General features: G+C 72.0%; 18 protein-coding genes. 16 read left to right on the top strand and 2 right to left on the bottom strand.

Going from position 1 to position 16,619, the window contains the following annotated elements; all coding sequences use genetic code 11:
- Positions 1–169 precede the first annotated feature (169 nt).
- Positions 170–2,350 carry an immune inhibitor A domain-containing protein gene (locus tag ACTWP5_RS26175; protein ID WP_443223605.1) on the top strand — a complete coding sequence of 727 codons (2,181 nt, stop codon included), beginning with the start codon at positions 170–172 and terminating at the stop codon, positions 2,348–2,350.
- Positions 2,351–2,503: 153 nt separating this feature from the next.
- Positions 2,504–2,821 carry a hypothetical protein gene (locus ACTWP5_RS26170; RefSeq protein ID WP_443223586.1) on the top strand — a complete coding sequence of 106 codons (318 nt, stop codon included), beginning with the start codon at positions 2,504–2,506 and terminating at the stop codon, positions 2,819–2,821.
- Between the two features lie 58 nt (positions 2,822–2,879).
- Here the strand turns inward: ACTWP5_RS26170 and ACTWP5_RS26165 are convergent, their stop codons facing one another.
- On the bottom strand, positions 2,880–3,470 hold the full coding sequence (locus tag ACTWP5_RS26165) for a nicotinamidase (protein ID WP_443223585.1): 591 nt from the start codon (positions 3,468–3,470) through the stop codon (positions 2,880–2,882).
- Positions 3,471–3,743: 273 nt separating this feature from the next.
- Entirely contained in the window at positions 3,744–5,072 is a 1,329-nt protein-coding gene (locus ACTWP5_RS26160; RefSeq protein WP_443223584.1) for a nicotinate phosphoribosyltransferase, read from the bottom strand.
- Between the two features lie 86 nt (positions 5,073–5,158).
- On the opposite strand from ACTWP5_RS26160, the gene clpS reads away from it, so the two are divergent.
- The 14 genes from clpS to ACTWP5_RS26090 all read left to right on the top strand — a co-directional run bounded on the left by clpS (position 5,159) and on the right by ACTWP5_RS26090 (position 16,618).
- Complete coding sequence (gene clpS, locus ACTWP5_RS26155) at positions 5,159–5,470, top strand: ATP-dependent Clp protease adapter ClpS (RefSeq protein ID WP_443223583.1); 312 nt, start codon at positions 5,159–5,161, stop codon at positions 5,468–5,470.
- On the top strand, positions 5,470–6,066 hold the full coding sequence (locus tag ACTWP5_RS26150; protein WP_443223582.1) for a DUF2017 domain-containing protein: 597 nt from the start codon (positions 5,470–5,472) through the stop codon (positions 6,064–6,066). Before clpS ends, ACTWP5_RS26150 begins: the two co-directional genes overlap by 1 nt.
- A 118-nt stretch (positions 6,067–6,184) precedes the next feature.
- The gene (locus tag ACTWP5_RS26145) at positions 6,185–7,819 is read left to right on the top strand and encodes an alanine/glycine:cation symporter family protein (RefSeq protein WP_443223581.1); all 1,635 of its coding nucleotides are present in this window, start codon (positions 6,185–6,187) and stop codon (positions 7,817–7,819) included.
- An 81-nt stretch (positions 7,820–7,900) separates the two neighbouring features.
- Positions 7,901–8,365 (top strand): Mov34/MPN/PAD-1 family protein, encoded by a 465-nt coding sequence (locus tag ACTWP5_RS26140; protein WP_443223580.1) that lies wholly within the window; start codon positions 7,901–7,903, stop codon positions 8,363–8,365.
- Between the two features lie 44 nt (positions 8,366–8,409).
- Complete coding sequence (locus ACTWP5_RS26135; RefSeq protein ID WP_443223579.1) at positions 8,410–8,520, top strand: putative leader peptide; 111 nt, start codon at positions 8,410–8,412, stop codon at positions 8,518–8,520.
- Positions 8,521–8,602: 82 nt separating this feature from the next.
- Positions 8,603–8,881 carry a MoaD/ThiS family protein gene (locus ACTWP5_RS26130; RefSeq protein ID WP_443223578.1) on the top strand — a complete coding sequence of 93 codons (279 nt, stop codon included), beginning with the start codon at positions 8,603–8,605 and terminating at the stop codon, positions 8,879–8,881.
- Positions 8,881–9,831 (top strand): PLP-dependent cysteine synthase family protein, encoded by a 951-nt coding sequence (locus ACTWP5_RS26125; RefSeq protein ID WP_443223577.1) that lies wholly within the window; start codon positions 8,881–8,883, stop codon positions 9,829–9,831. The genes ACTWP5_RS26130 and ACTWP5_RS26125 overlap by 1 nt, the downstream gene beginning before the upstream one ends.
- A gap of 77 nt (positions 9,832–9,908) precedes the next feature.
- Positions 9,909–11,105 carry a rod shape-determining protein RodA gene (gene rodA, locus ACTWP5_RS26120; protein ID WP_443223604.1) on the top strand — a complete coding sequence of 399 codons (1,197 nt, stop codon included), beginning with the start codon at positions 9,909–9,911 and terminating at the stop codon, positions 11,103–11,105.
- A gap of 150 nt (positions 11,106–11,255) precedes the next feature.
- The gene (locus ACTWP5_RS26115; protein WP_443223576.1) at positions 11,256–12,011 is read left to right on the top strand and encodes an MBL fold metallo-hydrolase; all 756 of its coding nucleotides are present in this window, start codon (positions 11,256–11,258) and stop codon (positions 12,009–12,011) included.
- A gap of 60 nt (positions 12,012–12,071) precedes the next feature.
- A complete protein-coding gene (gene rph / locus ACTWP5_RS26110) occupies positions 12,072–12,794 on the top strand; it encodes a ribonuclease PH (RefSeq protein WP_443223575.1) in 723 nt (240 codons plus the stop codon).
- Positions 12,791–13,213 carry a hypothetical protein gene (locus tag ACTWP5_RS26105; RefSeq protein WP_443223574.1) on the top strand — a complete coding sequence of 141 codons (423 nt, stop codon included), beginning with the start codon at positions 12,791–12,793 and terminating at the stop codon, positions 13,211–13,213. The genes rph and ACTWP5_RS26105 overlap by 4 nt, the downstream gene beginning before the upstream one ends.
- A gap of 209 nt (positions 13,214–13,422) precedes the next feature.
- Complete coding sequence (locus tag ACTWP5_RS26100; protein WP_443223573.1) at positions 13,423–14,820, top strand: ABC transporter substrate-binding protein; 1,398 nt, start codon at positions 13,423–13,425, stop codon at positions 14,818–14,820.
- The gene (locus tag ACTWP5_RS26095) at positions 14,817–15,767 is read left to right on the top strand and encodes a carbohydrate ABC transporter permease (protein ID WP_443223572.1); all 951 of its coding nucleotides are present in this window, start codon (positions 14,817–14,819) and stop codon (positions 15,765–15,767) included. Before ACTWP5_RS26100 ends, ACTWP5_RS26095 begins: the two co-directional genes overlap by 4 nt.
- Complete coding sequence (locus ACTWP5_RS26090; protein WP_443223571.1) at positions 15,764–16,618, top strand: carbohydrate ABC transporter permease; 855 nt, start codon at positions 15,764–15,766, stop codon at positions 16,616–16,618. The genes ACTWP5_RS26095 and ACTWP5_RS26090 overlap by 4 nt, the downstream gene beginning before the upstream one ends.
- Position 16,619 lies beyond the last annotated feature (1 nt).

Below are 16,619 nucleotides of genomic sequence, written 5' to 3'. Positions count from 1 at the left end.
GTTGGCCGTCGCCGTCGTCGCCGCTCTGGGAGCCACGGTGCTCGGCCCCACCGGGGCGGCCACCGCGCAGCCCCCCGTCGCCCCCGAGAACCCCGCCGACGTCAGCCGGCTCCACGGCGCGACGCCGGACCTGGTCAACCCCCTCGGCGACAAGCGCGAGGCGCAGCTGATGCAGGCACACCAGGAGCTCATCACGGGCGAGGCCACGCGGCGCACCCTGGCCGGCTCGGAGGTGGTCGAGCTCAGCAGCGGCGAGTTCGTGGAGACGGCGGTCACCGGCACGGACCGGATCTTCACGGTGCTGGTGGAGTTCGGCGACGAGGTCCACCCGGACTTCGGCGGCGACCCGGGGCCGCTGCACAACGCGATCCCGGAGCCGGACCGGTCGGTGGACAACACCACCATCTGGCAGGAGGACTTCGACCGGCAGTACTACGAGGACGTCTACTACTCCACCGACCCCGACGTCCCCTCCGTCAAGCAGTTCTTCGAGAGCCAGTCCTCGGGTCGCTACTCCATCGAGGGCGAGGTCACCGACTGGGTGAGGGTGGACCACAACGAGGCCCGCTACGGCAACAACGCCTGCGGCTCCAACGTCTGCCGCTCCGTCTGGGACGCGGTCGCCGACGGCGTCACCACCTGGTACGAGCAGCGGCTCGCCGCCGGCCTCACGCCCGAGGAGGTCCGCGCCGAGCTCGCCGAGTTCGACATCCAGGACCGCTACGACCACGACGGCGACGGCGACTTCAACGAGCCCGACGGCTACATCGACCACTTCCAGATCGTCCACGCCGGCGAGGACGAGTCGGCCGGCGGCGGCGCCCAGGGCGAGGACGCGATCTGGGCCCACCGCTGGTACGCCTTCGCCGACAGCGCGGGCGCGACCGGCCCCGAGGGCAACCTCGCCGGCGGCACCCAGATCGGCGACACCGGCCTGTGGGTCGGCGACTACACCATGCAGCCCGAGAACGGCGGCGTCGGCGTCTTCGCCCACGAGTACGCCCACGACCTCGGCCTGCCCGACCTCTACGACACGGCGGGCGGCGAGAACGGCACCGGCTTCTGGTCGGCCATGTCCTCGGGCTCCTGGCTCGGCATGGGCGACGGCACCATCGGCGCGCTCCCCAACGACCTCGGCCCGTGGGAGAAGCTCCAGCTGGGCTGGCTCGACCACGACGTGGCGCGGGCGGCGACCCGCTCCACCCACCGCCTCGGCCCCTCCGCCGCCCAGTACCCGGAGGACCGGAGCGGCGAGCGGGGCGGGGACCGGGGCCGCCGGGCGAGCCAGGCCCTCGTCGTCGAGCTGCCCGAGCGGACCGTCACCACCGAGATCAACGCCCCCGCCCAGGGCGAGGCGCAGTGGTGGAGCGGCATGGGCGACGACCTGAACTCCACCCTCGGCCGCACCGTCGACCTGACCGGCGCCACCACCGCGAGCCTCGATCTGACCGGCTGGTGGGACATCGAGGCCGACTTCGACTACCTCTACGTCGAGGCCTCCACCGACGGCACCACCTGGACCCCGCTGGAGGGCACCGCGGACGGCGAGCCGCTCCCGCGCGACGGCGCCGACCGCCCGGCCCTCACCGGCGCGTCCGAGGGGCAGGCCGCGCTCTCCTTCCCGCTGGACGCCTACGCCGGCGCCCCGGTCGAGATCCGCTTCCGCTACGACACCGACGGCTCGTACACGCTGACCGGCTTCACGGCCGACGAGGTCACCGTCACCGCCGACGGCGAGGTCGTCTTCGCCGACGACGCGGAGGCGGGCGGCGACGCCGACTGGTCGGCGGACGGCTTCACCGTCGTCGGCGCCTCGGTCACGGACGACCACCCGCAGTTCTACGTCGTGGAGAACCGGCAGTACGTCGGCTTCGACACCACCCTGCGGCACGGCCCGTACAACTTCGGCTGGCTCCAGGGGCGGCCCGACCTCGTCGAGCACTTCCCGTACGCCAACGGCATGCTGGTCTGGCTCTGGGACACCTCGCAGACCGACAACAACACCAGCACCCACCCGGGTGAGGGCCTCATCCTGCCGGTCGACGCCCACGCCGCGCCCGAGCGCTGGGACCAGGGCCCGCTCGTGCGCAACCGCGTCCAGACGCGGGACGCCACCTTCAGCACCCGCTCGACCCCCGAGGTGACGCTCCACAACAACGGCGACGCGACCACCTTCCCCAGCCAGCGGGGCGTGCGCTTCTTCGACGACCACACCGGGACGTACTGGGACGAGGCGAACCCGGCCCACAGCGTCCGGGTGCCCGACACCGGCACGCGGATCACGGTCGTCTCCGAACCCCGCGACCCCGCCCGGCCCATGACGGTGCTCGTCAGCCCGAGCGGACGGTGACCGTGCCACCACGCGGGGCCACCGACTGAGCGCCCCGTCGACCTCCTCGGCCGCCGCCTCTCGACGGGCGGCGGCCGAGGAGGTAAGGATGGGCTCGACCACAGCGTGGCCCGGCGGGCCACCGGCCCCACTGGTCTACGGAAGGGCGTGCACATGGCGAGCGGAGGCTTCGTTCGGCTGCCCGACGGCAGCGTCGTCGTGGCGTTGTCGCTGCCGCGTCCCGGCGCGCCGGAGCGGGTCGTGAGGGTGCTGGTGCACGCGGCGAACCGCCAGCGCGCCCTCACCCGGCTGCGCAACCTGGGCCTCCGCGCGGTGTACCTGCGGGGCAACGCGGCGCCGCCCGACCCGGACGAGATATCGGCCGTGCTGCACCACCCCGACGGCATCGTCTGGCGCTCGACGCCGCAGGAGGCGGCGGAGCCCTGGCACCCCATGGGCTGGCTGCTGGGCCGCCGCGTGAGCGCGGTCTGAGGCTCGGCTGAGGCGGACCCCGGGACAGCCCTCGGCTGGGGCCGGCCCGGGACGGCCGTCAGTCTCCCACCACCGGCGTGCCGCTGAGCACCACGCCCGCCTCCGTCATCTCCCGCAGGGCCTCGTCCACCGTCGGCCGGGCGACCCCGGCGGTGAGGTCGAGCAGCACCCGGGTGGTGAAGCCCTCCCGCACCGCGTCCAGCGCCGTGGCGCGCACGCAGTGGTCGGTGGCGATGCCGACGACGTCCACCTCGGTCACCTCCCGGGCCCGCAGCCACTCGGCGAGGCCGGTGCCCGACTCGTCGATGCCCTCGAAGCCGCTGTACGCCGCCGCGTACGCCCCCTTGTCGAAGCAGGCGTCGACGGCTCCCGAGGTGACGGCGGGGGCGAAGTTCGGGTGGAAGCCGACGCCCTCGGTGCCCGCGACGCCGTGGCGCGGCCAGGTGGTCACGTAGTCCGGATGGTCCGAGAAGTGGTCGCCCGGCGAGATGTGGTGGTCACGGGTGGCGACGACGTGCCGGTACGAGGGCGCGGTCGAGCCGATCAGGTCGGTGATCCCGGCGGCGACCTCGGCACCGCCGGTGACCGCGAGGCTGCCGCCCTCGCAGAAGTCGTTCTGCACGTCGACGACGATCAGGGCCCGGTGCATGGGGAACACCTCTTCGGTTCTGTGACTGACATGACGGTCTGGAGCGGCGACGGCGGGGACAGCGGAGACGGCGGAGACGGAGACGGCGGGGACGACGGTGGCGGGGACGACGAGGGCGGTGAGGCCCGGCGGTGGGGCCCGCGCGGGGCGGACGGGTCATGACCACGCCCTACGTTCGTACCGCCGTTCGCACCCGCTGACACCTCCTGCTCCTCTCCCACGTCTCTCCCTCTCCCTCCTGCCTCCCGCATATCCCAGCCTGCCTCTTCTTCCTCAGAGATAGCGGGTGGGCAGCACCGGTTCGCCCCGGGAGAGCTGCGTGGCCGACAGCGGCAGCCCCTCGCGGGCGCGGACGTGACGTTCGCGCGCCTCCCGCAGCGGCTCGCGCGCCACCGCCCGCCCCTCGCGCATCAGCGGCACGACCAGCTGCCGGTCGGCGAGCTCCGGCGGCACGGCGCCCGTCCCCACCACCTCGGCCTCGGCGACGCCCCTCTCGTCCGTGGGGCGCGCCGCCCACTTGACGCCGCCGACCGAGAGCTTGCCGCCCAGCGCCTTCTTCGCCACCGGCTTCAGCGGGGCGCCGGGCGCGTCGCCGTCCGCGCGGGCCACCAGCTTGTACACCATCGAGCAGGTCGGGTGCCCGCTGCCGGTGACCAGCTGCGTGCCGACGCCGTAGGCGTCGACCGGAGCCGCGGCCAGGGAGGCGATGGCGTGCTCGTCGAGGTCGCTGGTGACCACGATCCTGGCCTCGCGCGCGCCGAGCTCGTCGAGCTGCTGCCGCACCCGGTGGGCGATGACCAGCAGGTCCCCGGAGTCGATCCGCACCGCGCCGAGCCCGGGGCCGGCCACCTCCACGGCGGTGCGGACGGCCTCGGCGATGTCGTAGGTGTCCACCAGAAGGGTGGTGCCCGTGCCGAGCGACTCCACCTGGGCGGTGAACGCCTCCCGCTCGCTGTCGTGCAGCAGCGTGAAGGCGTGGGCGCTGGTGCCCACCGTCGGGATGCCGTAGCGGAAGCCCGCGGCCAGGTCGGAGGTGGAGGAGAAGCCGCCGAGGTACGCGGCGCGCGAGGCGGCGACGGCCGCCAGCTCGTGGGTGCGGCGCGCGCCCATCTCGATCAGCGGGCGGCCCGCCGCGGCCACCGCCATCCGGGAGGCCGCGGCGGCCACGGCCGAGTCGTGGTTGAGGATCGACAGGATCACGGTCTCCAGCAGCACGCACTCCGCGAAGCTGCCCTCGACGCGCAGGATCGGCGAGCCGGGGAAGTACACCTCGCCCTCGCGGTACCCGTCGACGTCGCCGTGGAAGCGGTAGTCGGCCAGCCAGTCGAGGGTGGCCTCGTCCACGACGCGCCGCTCGCGCAGGAAGTCCAGGAGGGCGGGCTCGAAGCGGAAGTTCTCGACGGCGTCGAGCACCCGTCCCGTCCCGGCGACCACGCCGTACCTGCGGCCCTCGGGCAGGCGGCGGGTGAAGACCTCGAAGACGGAACGGCGGTGTGCCGTGCCGGCGCGCAGCGCCGCCTGGAGCATGGTGAGCTCGTAGTGGTCGGTGAAGAGCGCCGTCGAGGGCACGGTCACGGGCAGACCCGCTGGTGGCTGCGTCATGCCACCACCCTACCCCTAATCTCGTCAAAGTGACGAGAACTCGGCTGGCGGGCTGGTTTGTGTGTCCGGGCCGGGGTGGTGGCAGCATGGACTACGTGACCGCCATGCCCGTGGAGATCGAGCGCACGCAGCCCGACCAGGCGCCTGCCGAGGTCCCGATGCCGGATGTCCCGTGGATCACGATCGTTCACAACGACCCGGTGAACCTCATGAGTTACGTGACGTACGTCTTCCAGGCGTATTTCGGCTATCCGAAGGACAAGGCCAGGAGGCTCATGTTGGACGTCCACCACAAGGGTCGGGCGGTGGTCTCGCAGGGCAGCCGCGAGGAGATGGAGCGCGACGTGCAGGCGATGCACGGCTACGGTCTGTGGGCGACACTCCAGCAGGACCGTTGATGGCCGGGTACTTCGAGCCCCAGGGCGGGCCGGGAGGCGGCGCCGCGATCGCCCTCGACGAGGTCGAGATCTCCATCCTCCGCAGCCTCGCCGTCCAGCTGCTGGAGCTGATCGGCCCCGCGCCGGGCGGCGAGAGCGACGACGACGGGCCCGTCGACCCGCTCGACGCCCTCTTCGCCGAGTCCCCGAGCGAGCCGCCGAAGGACCCGGCGCTCGCCCGGCTCTTCCCCGACGCCTACGGTGACCCGGAACGCCCGCAGGACGAGGAGAGCCGGCGGATGTCCGCGGAGTTCCGCCGGTTCACCGAGGGAGAGCTGCGCGGCCGCAAGCGCGAGGACCTGCTGGTGATGGTCCGCTCCCTCGACGCGCTCGCCCCCGCCGGCGTGCTGACCCTGAAGCCCGAGGAGGCCCGGCAGTGGCTCGGCGCGCTCAACGACCTCCGCCTGGCGATCGCCTCCCGTCTGGAGATCACCGCGGAGGACGACGGCGACCGTCTCTTCGCCCTCCCGGACTCCGACCCGGACAAACCGATGGTCATGGCGTACTTCTGGCTCGGCGGCCTCCAGGAGTCCCTGGTCGAGACGATGCTTCCGTGACCGAACGGTGAGCGTTCCGTGGGGGATGGTTCACGCGGACGCGTGGGTCTACGCACGTAGCGCGGCCTCGTGGTAGGACAATCGTCCTGGCCCGTTCCCCACCACCGAGGTCCTCCGCATGGCAGACGAGTCCACGTCCTGGACAGACGAGGTCGACGAGGCAGTCAACGACTTCTTCGAGCCCGTCCGCGACGTCCTCTTCGACGTCGTCTTCTTCGACGTCACGATCAACGACAGCGCCTTCCCGTTGATCGTCGGCTGGCTCGTGCTGGCCGGGCTGATCTTCACGGTGTACTTCGGCGGCGTCCAGTTCCGACACCTCCCCACGGCGGTGAGACTGCTCGGCGGCCGGTACGAGCAGAAGGACGCGCCGGGGGAGATCTCCCACTTCCAGGCCCTGACCTCGGCCGTCTCCGGCACGGTGGGCCTCGGCAACATCGCGGGCGTGGCGATCGCCGTCTCGATCGGTGGTCCCGGCGCGACGTTCTGGATGATCGTGTGCGGCCTGCTCGGCATGGCCACCAAGTTCGTCGAGTGCACCCTCGGCGTGAAGTACCGCGAGATCGACGCCGAGGGCCGGGTCTCCGGCGGCCCGATGCACTACCTCCGCAAGGGGCTGGCCGAGCGCGGCCTGCCCGGCCTCGGCCGGGTGCTCGCCGCCCTGTCGGCCGTCATGATCCTCTTCTTCGGCTTCTTCGGCGGCAACCTCCTCCAGGTCAACCAGAGCCTGGAGCAGCTGGCCACCGTCACCGAGGACCACACGGACTTCTTCACCACCTCCGGCGGCTCCCTGCTCTACGGCGTGGTCGTCGCCGTGCTCGTCTCCCTGGTGCTGCTCGGCGGCATCCGCTCCATCGGCCAGGTCACCAGCCGGCTGGTGCCGTCGATGGCCCTGCTCTACGTCAGCGCCTGCCTGCTGGTGATCGGCTTCAACGTCACCGAGGTGCCCGACGCCGTCGGCACGATCGTCAGCGCCGCGTTCAGCCCCGAGGGCGTGGTCGGCGGCGTGATCGGCGCCCTCATCCAGGGCTTTCGGCGGGCTGCCTTCTCCAACGAGGCCGGCATCGGCTCCGCCCCGATCGCCCACTCCGCGGTGAAGACCAGGCGCCCGGCCACCGAGGGCGTGGTGGCGCTCATCGAGCCGTTCGTCGACACCGTCATCATCTGCACCATGACGGCCCTGACCATCGTCATCGCCGGCGGTCCGCTCTACGAGGCGGCCCGCGACACCGCCGCGGGCGGCGGCGACCCGACGACGGCCGACGCCGTCGCGGCCGAGGGCGGCGACCCCGGCATCGCGATCACCTCCGACGCCTTCGAGACGGCCCTGCCGTGGTTCCCGGCGGTGCTGACCGTCGCGGTCTTCCTCTTCGCCTTCTCCACGCTCATCACCTGGGGCTACTACGGCCTGAAGTCCTGGAGCCACCTCTTCGGCGCCTCGCGGGTGAGCGAGACCATCTACAAGAGCGTCTTCTGCCTCGTCACGATCGCCGGCGCCCTGCTCTCGCTGGGGACCCTGGTGGACCTCGCGGACTCGTTCCTCTTCCTGGCGGCCGTCTTCAACATCATCGGCCTCTACCTCCTCGCCCCGAAGGTCAAGGAGGAGCTGCGCCGCGTCCTGGAGTACGTCCGGCGCCGCGACGCGGGCGAGTCGGACGAGGAGATCACCGCGTCCGAGCAGGCGGCGGCCGGCGCCGCGCCGGGCGGGGGCTCCCCCAAGGACCCCGGCGGCGCCAGCGGCGTGCCGGCGTAGCGGCGCCGGTGCGGCCCGGTGCCGGGTGGGCGTGGCCCCCTCCCGGCACCGGGCCGCACCGCCCGGCTTATCGTTGCGGACATGCTGACCATCACGCAGGAGCTGCGCGACCGCATCGTGGCCCACGCGCGCGCCGACCACCCCGACGAGGCGTGCGGGGTCGTCGCGGGGCCGGCCGGGTCCGACCGTCCCGAACGCTTCGTCCCCATGCTGAACGCGGCCCGCTCGCCCACGTTCTACGAGTTCGACTCCGGCGACCTGCTGCGCCTCTACCGCGAGATGGACGACCGCGACGAGGAGCCGGTGGTCATCTACCACTCCCACACCGCCACCGAGGCGTACCCCTCACGCACCGACGTCTCCTACGCCAACGAGCCCGGGGCGCACTACGTCCTGGTCTCCACCGCCGAGCACGGCAACGGCGAGGGCCCGGTCTCCTTCCGCTCCTTCCGGATCGTGGAGGGCGAGATCACCGAGGAGGAGGTGCGGATCGTGCCGTCCTACGACGCCGCCGAGGGCTTTGAGACGGAACGTCCCGCATCCTGAGATCACCCTCGGGTCCGGGGGGTGGGAATCGATACGATGCCGCCATGGTTTCCCAGGACGTGAGCGACGCATGCCCAGATCCGCTGCTCGTGGCACGTCTCCATGTCGATCTGTGCCGCCGTAGCAGCGCCGCCTGTACCGCCCCGGCGCGGTGACCCGCCGCGCCGCCGCGCGCCCGCGCGGGGCAGCACCCCCTCCCTCTCGCCACCGTCGTCATCTGGAGCACCTGGAGCATCCATGGCCATCGAGGTCCGCATCCCGACCATCCTCCGCACCCACACCGACGGCCAGAAGGCCGTCACGGGCACCGGTCAGACCCTCGCCGATCTCTTCGAGGACCTGGAGTCCCGTCACCCCGGCATCCACCAGCGGCTCGTCGACGACGGCCAGCTGCGCCGCTTCGTGAACGTCTACCTCAACGACGAGGACGTCCGCTTCCTCGACGGCATCGCCACCCGGCTGAGCGACGGCGACAGCGTCACGATCCTCCCCGCCGTCGCCGGAGGCATGCGCTGATGCGCTTCGACTCCCCCCTCGCCGCCGTCGGGAACACCCCGCTCGTGCGGCTGCCACGGCTGTCGCCCGCCGACGACGTGCGCATCTGGGCCAAGCTCGAGGACCGCAACCCCACGGGCTCCGTCAAGGACCGCCCGGCGCTCTTCATGATCGAGCAGGCCGAGAAGGAGGGCCGTCTCACCCCCGGCTGCACCATCCTGGAGCCCACCTCGGGGAACACCGGCATCTCCCTGGCCATGGCCGCGCGGCTGAAGGGGTACCGCATCGTCTGCGTGATGCCGGAGAACACCTCGTCCGAGCGCCGTCAGCTCCTGGCGATGTGGGGGGCGGAGATCATCTCCTCCCCGGCGGCGGGGGGCTCCAACACGGCCGTCCGCGTCGCCAAGGAGCTCGCCGCCGAGCACCCGGACTGGATCATGCTCTACCAGTACGGGAACCCGCACAACGCCGGCGCGCACTACGCCACCACGGGCCCGGAGATCCTCGCCGACCTGCCGTCCGTCACCCACTTCGTCGCGGGCCTCGGCACCACGGGCACCCTGATGGGCGTCGGTCGGTACCTGCGCGAGCACCGCCCCGAGGTGCAGATCGTCGCCGCCGAGCCGCGGTACGACGACCTGGTCTACGGGCTGCGCAACCTCGACGAGGGCTTCGTGCCCGAGCTGTACGACGAGTCCGTCCTCACCTCCCGCTTCTCGGTCGGCTCGGCCGACGCGGTGGCCCGCACCCGCGAACTCCTCGCCGAGGAGGGCATCTTCGCGGGCGTCTCCACGGGCGCCGCGCTCCACGCCGCCATCGGCGTCGGCCGCCGGGTGGCCCGGGCGGGGGAGAGCGCCGACATCGTCTTCGTCGTCGCCGACGGCGGCTGGAAGTACCTCTCGACCGGCATCTACACCGCCGCCTCCACGGAGGAGGCCGTCGCACTGCTCCACGGCCAGCTCTGGGCCTGAAACGCGCTCGGAACGGGTCCCTCCGGCCTGCCGCGTGAAAACGGACGATATCATCACCTAAAGTCACGTTCGTGACACTGTGCGGCTACGCCTCTCCCAGCGGGACCCCCGGCCGGCGACCCCTGCGGGCGGCGCTCACGGACCGGTCCTCCCTCCTTCGAGGGCTGGACTGGCCCCTGCTGGGCGCCGCCGTGGCGCTCACCGTCATCGGCACCCTCCTGGTCTACTCCGCGACCCGCGGCCGACCCGAGCTGACCGGCGGCAACCCCAACGCGTTCCTGCTGCGGCACACCCTCAACGCCTGCATCGGCGTCGGCCTCGCCACGCTCATGGTGTGGCTCGGCCACCGCCGGCTGCGGAACGCCGTGCCCGCCCTCTACGTCGCCTCCCTCTTCCTCTCCGTCCTCGTTCTGAGCCCCCTCGGCACCACCGTCAACGGCTCCCGCAGCTGGCTCGCGCTCGCCCCCGGCCTCACCTTCCAGCCCTCCGAGCTGGTCAAGATCTCCGTCATCCTGGCCATGGCCACGCTGCTGTCCACCGCCCCCCTCCAGAGCAGACGCCACCACCGCCCCGACCACCGCTCCGTCCTCCAGGCGCTGGCGCTGGCCGCCGTGCCGGCCGCGCTGATCCTGATGGCGCCCGACGCGGGCCAGACCATGGTGATCGTCGCCATCACCCTCGGCGTGCTGCTGGCCGCCGGGGTGGGCCGCGCCTGGCTGCTGGGTCTGCTCGGCCTCGGCGTCCTCGGGGCGCTGGCCGTCTGGCAGCTCGGCGTCCTCGACCAGTACCAGATCGACCGCTTCGCCGCCTTCGCCAACCCCAAGCTCGACCCGGCCGGCGCCGGATACAACACCAACCAGGCCCGCATCGCCATCGGCTCCGGCGGCCTGTTCGGGCAGGGGCTGTTCAACGGCAGCCAGACCACGGGACAGTTCGTGCCCGAGCAGCACACCGACTTCATCTTCACCGTCGCCGGCGAGGAGCTCGGCTTCGTCGGAGCCTCCGTCATCGTGCTGCTGCTCGGCGTCGTGATGTGGCGCGCCTGCCGGATCGCCGCCGCCTCGCCCGAGCTGTACGGGGTGATCGTGGCCGCCGGCATCGTCGTGTGGCTGGCGTTCCAGTCCTTCCAGAACATCGGCATGGCGCTCGGCATCATGCCGGTCACGGGCCTGCCGCTGCCCTTCCTCTCCTACGGTGGATCGTCGATGTTCGCGGTCTGGATCGGGGTGGGGCTGCTCCTGGCCATCCGTGTTCGTTCCCGCGGCGTGCTGTGATCACGCCGCGGTGTGCACCGCCGATATCACGCCGATACCCCGCCGTGACTCCACCTGGTGATTCCGCCCACACCGCGCCTCGTCGCAGGAGCGGTCCCGCAGGTCGCGACTTACAGTCGTTCGAACCCCACCACGGAGGTTCCCCCTTCCATGAAGCTCACCGTCGTCGGCTGCTCGGGGTCGTTCCCGTCCGCGGACTCGGCCTGCTCCAGCTACCTCGTGGAGGCCGAGGGCTACCGACTGCTCCTGGACATGGGCAACGGCGCCCTCGGCGAGCTGCAGAAGTACTGCGGGCTGTACGACATCGACGCGATCGCCCTCAGTCACCTCCACCCCGACCACTGCATCGACATGTGCGGGTACTTCGTGGCGCGCTACTACCGGCACGAGGGCGGGCGCTGCGAGCCCATCCCCGTGTACGGGCCCGAGGGGACCAGGCGGCGGCTCACCGCCGCCTACGGCGACACGCCCTCGGAGGAGTCGATGAGCGAGGTCTTCGACTTCCGCTCCCTCACCTCCGGCGGCTCCTTCAGCCTGGGTCCCCTCACGGTGACCGCCGCCCGTGTCAACCACCCGGTGGAGACCTACGGCTTCCGTGTCCAGCACGGCGACCGCGCGCTGTGCTACTCCGGCGACACCGGCTCCTGCGGCGAGCTGACCGAGCTCGCCCGCGGCGTGGACCTCTTCCTGTGCGAGGCGTCGTTCACCGACGGCAAGGAGGACGTGCCGGGTCTGCACCTCAACGGCCGGCAGGCCGGCGAGTGCGCCCGCGACGCGGACGCGGCCCGGCTGGTGCTCACCCACATCCCGCCGTGGACCGACGCGGCGGTCAACCTCCGCGACGCCAAGGCCGTCTTCGACGGTCCGGTCGAACTCGCCCGCCCCGCGGCCGTCTACCAGGTCTGAGCCGGCCGGCGTCCGGCGGCCGTGTGTCTGCGGGCGCGCTGGCGGGCTAGGCTCGCCAGCATGGCTCGTATCGACGGCCGCGAGGCCGACCAACTCCGTCCCGTCACCATCGAACGCGGATGGAGCAAGCACGCCGAGGGCTCGGTCCTCATCTCCTTCGGGGACACCCGCGTGCTGTGCACCGCCAGCGTCACCGAGGGCGTCCCGCGCTGGCGGCGCGGCGGTGGACTGGGCTGGGTGACCAGCGAGTACGCGATGCTGCCGCGCGCCACCAACACCCGTGGCGACCGCGAGTCCGTGCGGGGCAGGATCGGCGGCAGGACCCACGAGATCTCCCGTCTCATCGGCCGCTCGCTGCGGGCCGTCATCGACTTCAAGGCCCTGGGCGAGAACACCGTCGTCCTCGACTGTGACGTCCTCCAGGCCGACGGCGGCACCCGCACCGCCGCCATCACCGGCGCCTACGTGGCGCTCGCGGACGCCGTCGCCTGGGCGCAGAAGGAGAAGTTGGTCAAGAGCAGGGCCCAGCCGCTGACGGGCACCGTCGCGGCGGTCAGCGTCGGCATCGTCGGCGGGCTGCCGATGCTGGACCTGGCCTACGAGGAGGACGTCCGCGCCGAGACCGACATGAACGTGGTCTGCACCGGCGACGGGCGCTTCGTCGAGGTGCAGGGCACGGCGGAGGGGACGCCGTTCGACCGGGGGGAGCTGAACGTGCTGCTCGACCTCGCCGTCGCCGGTTGCACGGAGCTCGGGGAGGCGCAGAAGGAGGCGCTGGGATGAGTCCGAGAAGCTCGGCGAGCCCCGGGCGGACACGTCGCGCCGCCGGCTCCGTCGGGAGCGCGGGACTGCTCGCCGTGATGGCCGTGACCGGCACGCTCGCCTGTGACCTCCAGCGCGCCGTGGACTGCGCGCAGCTCGCGCTGGAGGTGACCACGAGCGCGGACTCCCTGGAGAACGCCCTGTCCACCGAGGCGCTCGGGGACGACGTGGACGCGCTCGACGAGCTCTCGGAGGACGTCGGCGAGCTCCAGGACCGGGTGGGCGACACGGACGTGCAGGAGGCGGCCGACTCGGTCGTCGAGGCGGCGGAGAACCTCACGCGGGCCGTGGAGGAGGGCGAGGTGCCCGACCTGACGCCGCTCGCCGACGCCACCAGCGAGCTGACCACGGTCTGCGCATCGGCGCCCGAGGACTCGTGAACCGGGGACTCGTGGCCTGAGGGCCCGTGACGCGAGGCTTCCGTGGGCGAGCGCGCCGGGGTCACCGCCGGTCGTGCCGCCGTTGGTCGACGGGTCGAACGGGACCCGTGATCCCGAACCAGGGCCTTGACGCTCTCGAACACCCTTCCTAGGGTGGCGCCGCCGGCTGACAGCGGAGTCAGTCCGGCGCGCTGACGAGGGAGCTGGTGGTGACGGCAGCCAGATCATCGACCCCACGAACGTCCGCCCGACCACGTCCGGCCCCGCCCCCTTCCCCCCACCCCCGGCTCAGCCGACGGAGGCTGCTGAGACTGGGCGGCGGCCTCGGCGCGGCCGCCGCCCTCGCCGCCTGCGGCACCTCCGACCGGAACGCCGACCCCCTCACCTCGGGCCCGACCGACATCTCCTTCTGGACCCACGACCCGGCCTACGTCGATTTCTTCCAGACCGCCGCCGACCAGCAGGCCGGCACCACCCCGTTCAGCTGGCGGCTGGACCCCACGATCGTCAGCGCCCGCGACGTCGTCACGAAGATGCTCGCCCAGGCCGTCGCCGGGCGCGGCACCCCCGACGTCGCGGGCCTGGAGATCGGCGCCTTCCCCCGCCTGCTGCGGGGCGAGCTCGCCGCCGAACTCCTCCAGCCCTTCGACGACGCCGTCGCCGAGATCCGCGACGACCTGCTCGCGGTGCGCACCGCGCCGTTCAGCAAGGACGGGCACCTCTACGCCCTCGACTCCGACGCCCCGCTCGTCGTCTACTACTACCGCGAACCGGAGTTCGAGCGCGCCGGTCTGCCCACCGACGCCGCGACCTGGGAGGAGCTGCTCGACGCGGCCCTGCGCGCCCGTGAGCGGCACCACCACGACGTCACCATCGGCGCCGTCGCCACCGGCAGCGACCTCGGGCAGGTCGTCCAGAGCTTCGAGATGCTGCTCTACCAGCGCGGCGGCCTGCTGTTCGACGAGGACGCCGCCATCGCCCTCGACACCCCGGAGGCCGAGGAGACCCTCGACTTCCTGGTGCGGGGCGTGCGCGGCGGCGCCATCACCACCGTCTCCGACTTCTACGGCCCCGCCATGGGCACGGCACTGGCCAGCGGCCGGGTCATCGGCCAGTGGATGGCGACCTGGTACAAAGTGTACGGTTTGGTCGCCAACGTCCCCGAGCAGGCCGGGCAGTGGCGCATCAGGCCGCTGCCGCGCTTCCCCGGCGGCGGCTCCCGCACCTCCTTCATCGGCGGCACCGGCTTCGCCTCGCTGCGGGGGAAGGAGAACACGCTCGCCGGGATCGACCTCGTCGCCGCCGCCTACCTCACCCCCGAGGAACTGGTCCGCCGCTACACCGAGCTGGGGTACCTCCCCACCCGCAGGTCGGTCTTCGACGACCCCGCGCTGGTGCGCATCGAGGACGAGTACTGCGGCGGGCAGCGCATGTTCGAGACCTACCGCGACATCATCGACGAGGCTCCCGTCTTCCACCTCAGCGCGGACCGCCCCGTCCTCGACACCGTCCTCAGCGGCTACCTGCTGCGCGCCTACCGCGGCGACCTCAGCCCCCGCGAGGCACTCCGGCGCGCCACGGACGACTTCGAAGGGCAGACCCGGTGACGACCACACGCGAGACCCTTCCGCGAGACCCCGAGCGCGGCTCCGGCGCCGCGGCCGGCGCCCGAACCTCCCCGCCGCGCCGCCGCCGTCAGCTGGCGCCCTACGCGTTCATCGCGCCGTTCTACGTCCTGTACGCCCTGTTCATGGTCGTGCCCGTCGGCGTCGGGGTGTACCTGAGCATGACGGACTGGGTGGGCCTCGGCTCGCCGGACTTCGTCGGCCTGGACAACTTCGCCGACCTCGCCCGCGACACCAGCTTCCACACCGCCCTGTCCAACTCCCTCGTCTTCGTCCTCGTCAGCCTCCTCGTCGTGGTCCCGACCGCGCTCCTCCTCGCGCAGGCGCTGGCCACGCGCGGCCTGCGGGCCCGCGACCTGTTCCGGGTGACGTTCTTCGTCCCCATGGTGCTGTCACCGATCGTGATCGCCCTCGTCTACAGCCTGCTGCTCGACCGCGAGTACGGCGTCGTCAACAGCGTGCTGCGGGCCCTGTTCGGCACGGGAAACGTCGACTGGCTCGGCGATCCGACCCTGGCGAAGGTCTCCGTCAGCTTCGTCCTGCTGTGGCGGTGGGTCGGGTACCTCACGATCTTCTTCCTCGCCGCCCTCCAGGCCGTGCCGCGCGAGCTCTACGAGTCCGCCGAGCTCGACGGCGCGGGCGCGGTGCGGAAGTTCACCACCGTGACGCTCCCCTCGATCCGCCCGGTGACCGCGTTCGTCGTCGTCACCTCCTTCATCGGCGCGGCGCAGCTCTTCGACGAGCCCTACCTCGTCACCGGCGGCGGGCCGGGCGAGGAGACCTTGACCGTCGCGATGTTCGTCCACCGGGCCGCCTTCGAACGCGACCAGTACGGCTACGCCGCCGCGGCCGGCGTCGTGCTCTTCGTCATCGTCTTCGCCGTCAGCCAGATCCTGAACCGGCTGCTGTCCATCGGGAGGATCTCTTGAGCACCACGACGAGGGCCGTCCCCGGCCGGCGCCCGACCCCGGGCCGGGTCCTGCTGTACCTCACCCTCGGCGCGCTGCTGCTGGTCTTCGTCGCGCCGATGGCGTGGGCGGTCAGCGGCTCCTTCAAGCCGCGCGGCGACATCTTCGACGACCCGGCCCGCCTCCTGCCCGCGACCGCCACCCTCGACAACTACCGCACCCTGCTGGACGCCCAGCCGTTCTGGAACTGGTTCGCGATCAGCGTCGTCACGGCGCTGATCGCCACCGTCGTCGCCGTCTTCGTGTGCGCGCTGGCCGGGTTCGCCTTCGCGAAGTACCGCTTCGCGGGCAAGCGGGTGCTGTTCACGATCATGTTCAGCTCGCTGTCCGTGCCGTTCGCGGTGATCCTGATCCCGCTGTTCATCCTCGTCGTCAAGTCGGGGTTCTCCAACCCCTGGGTGGCCCTGACCGTGCCCTGGGTCGCGCCCGCCTTCGGCATCTTCATGATGCAGCAGTACGTCATCCAGTCGATACCCGACGAGATCATCGAGGCCGCCCGCCTCGACGGCGCGTCCGAGTTCGGCATCTTCCTGCGGGTCGTGCTGCCCCTGCTGCGGCCCTCGCTCGGCGCCCTGGCCGTCTGGCAGTTCCTCCAGAGCTACAACAGCTTCCTGTGGCCGCTCGTCCTCATCTCCGACACCGACCAGTACACCCTGCCCGTGGGCCTGAACATCCTCTTCCGCTCCGAGAACCGCGCCTTCGACCTCGTGCTCCCCGGCGCGGTGCTGGCCTCGGTCCCGACCGTCCTCGTCTTCCTGCTGTTGCGTAAGCAACTGCTCGAAGGGCTCTCGGCGGGCGCCGTCAAGGGGTGAC

The organism is Streptomyces sp. 4N509B, assembly GCF_052245655.1.
Taxonomy (GTDB): domain Bacteria; phylum Actinomycetota; class Actinomycetes; order Streptomycetales; family Streptomycetaceae; genus Streptomyces.
Note: the sequence above shows the minus strand (reverse complement) of the source record. Positions and strands in the feature narration are given on the sequence as shown.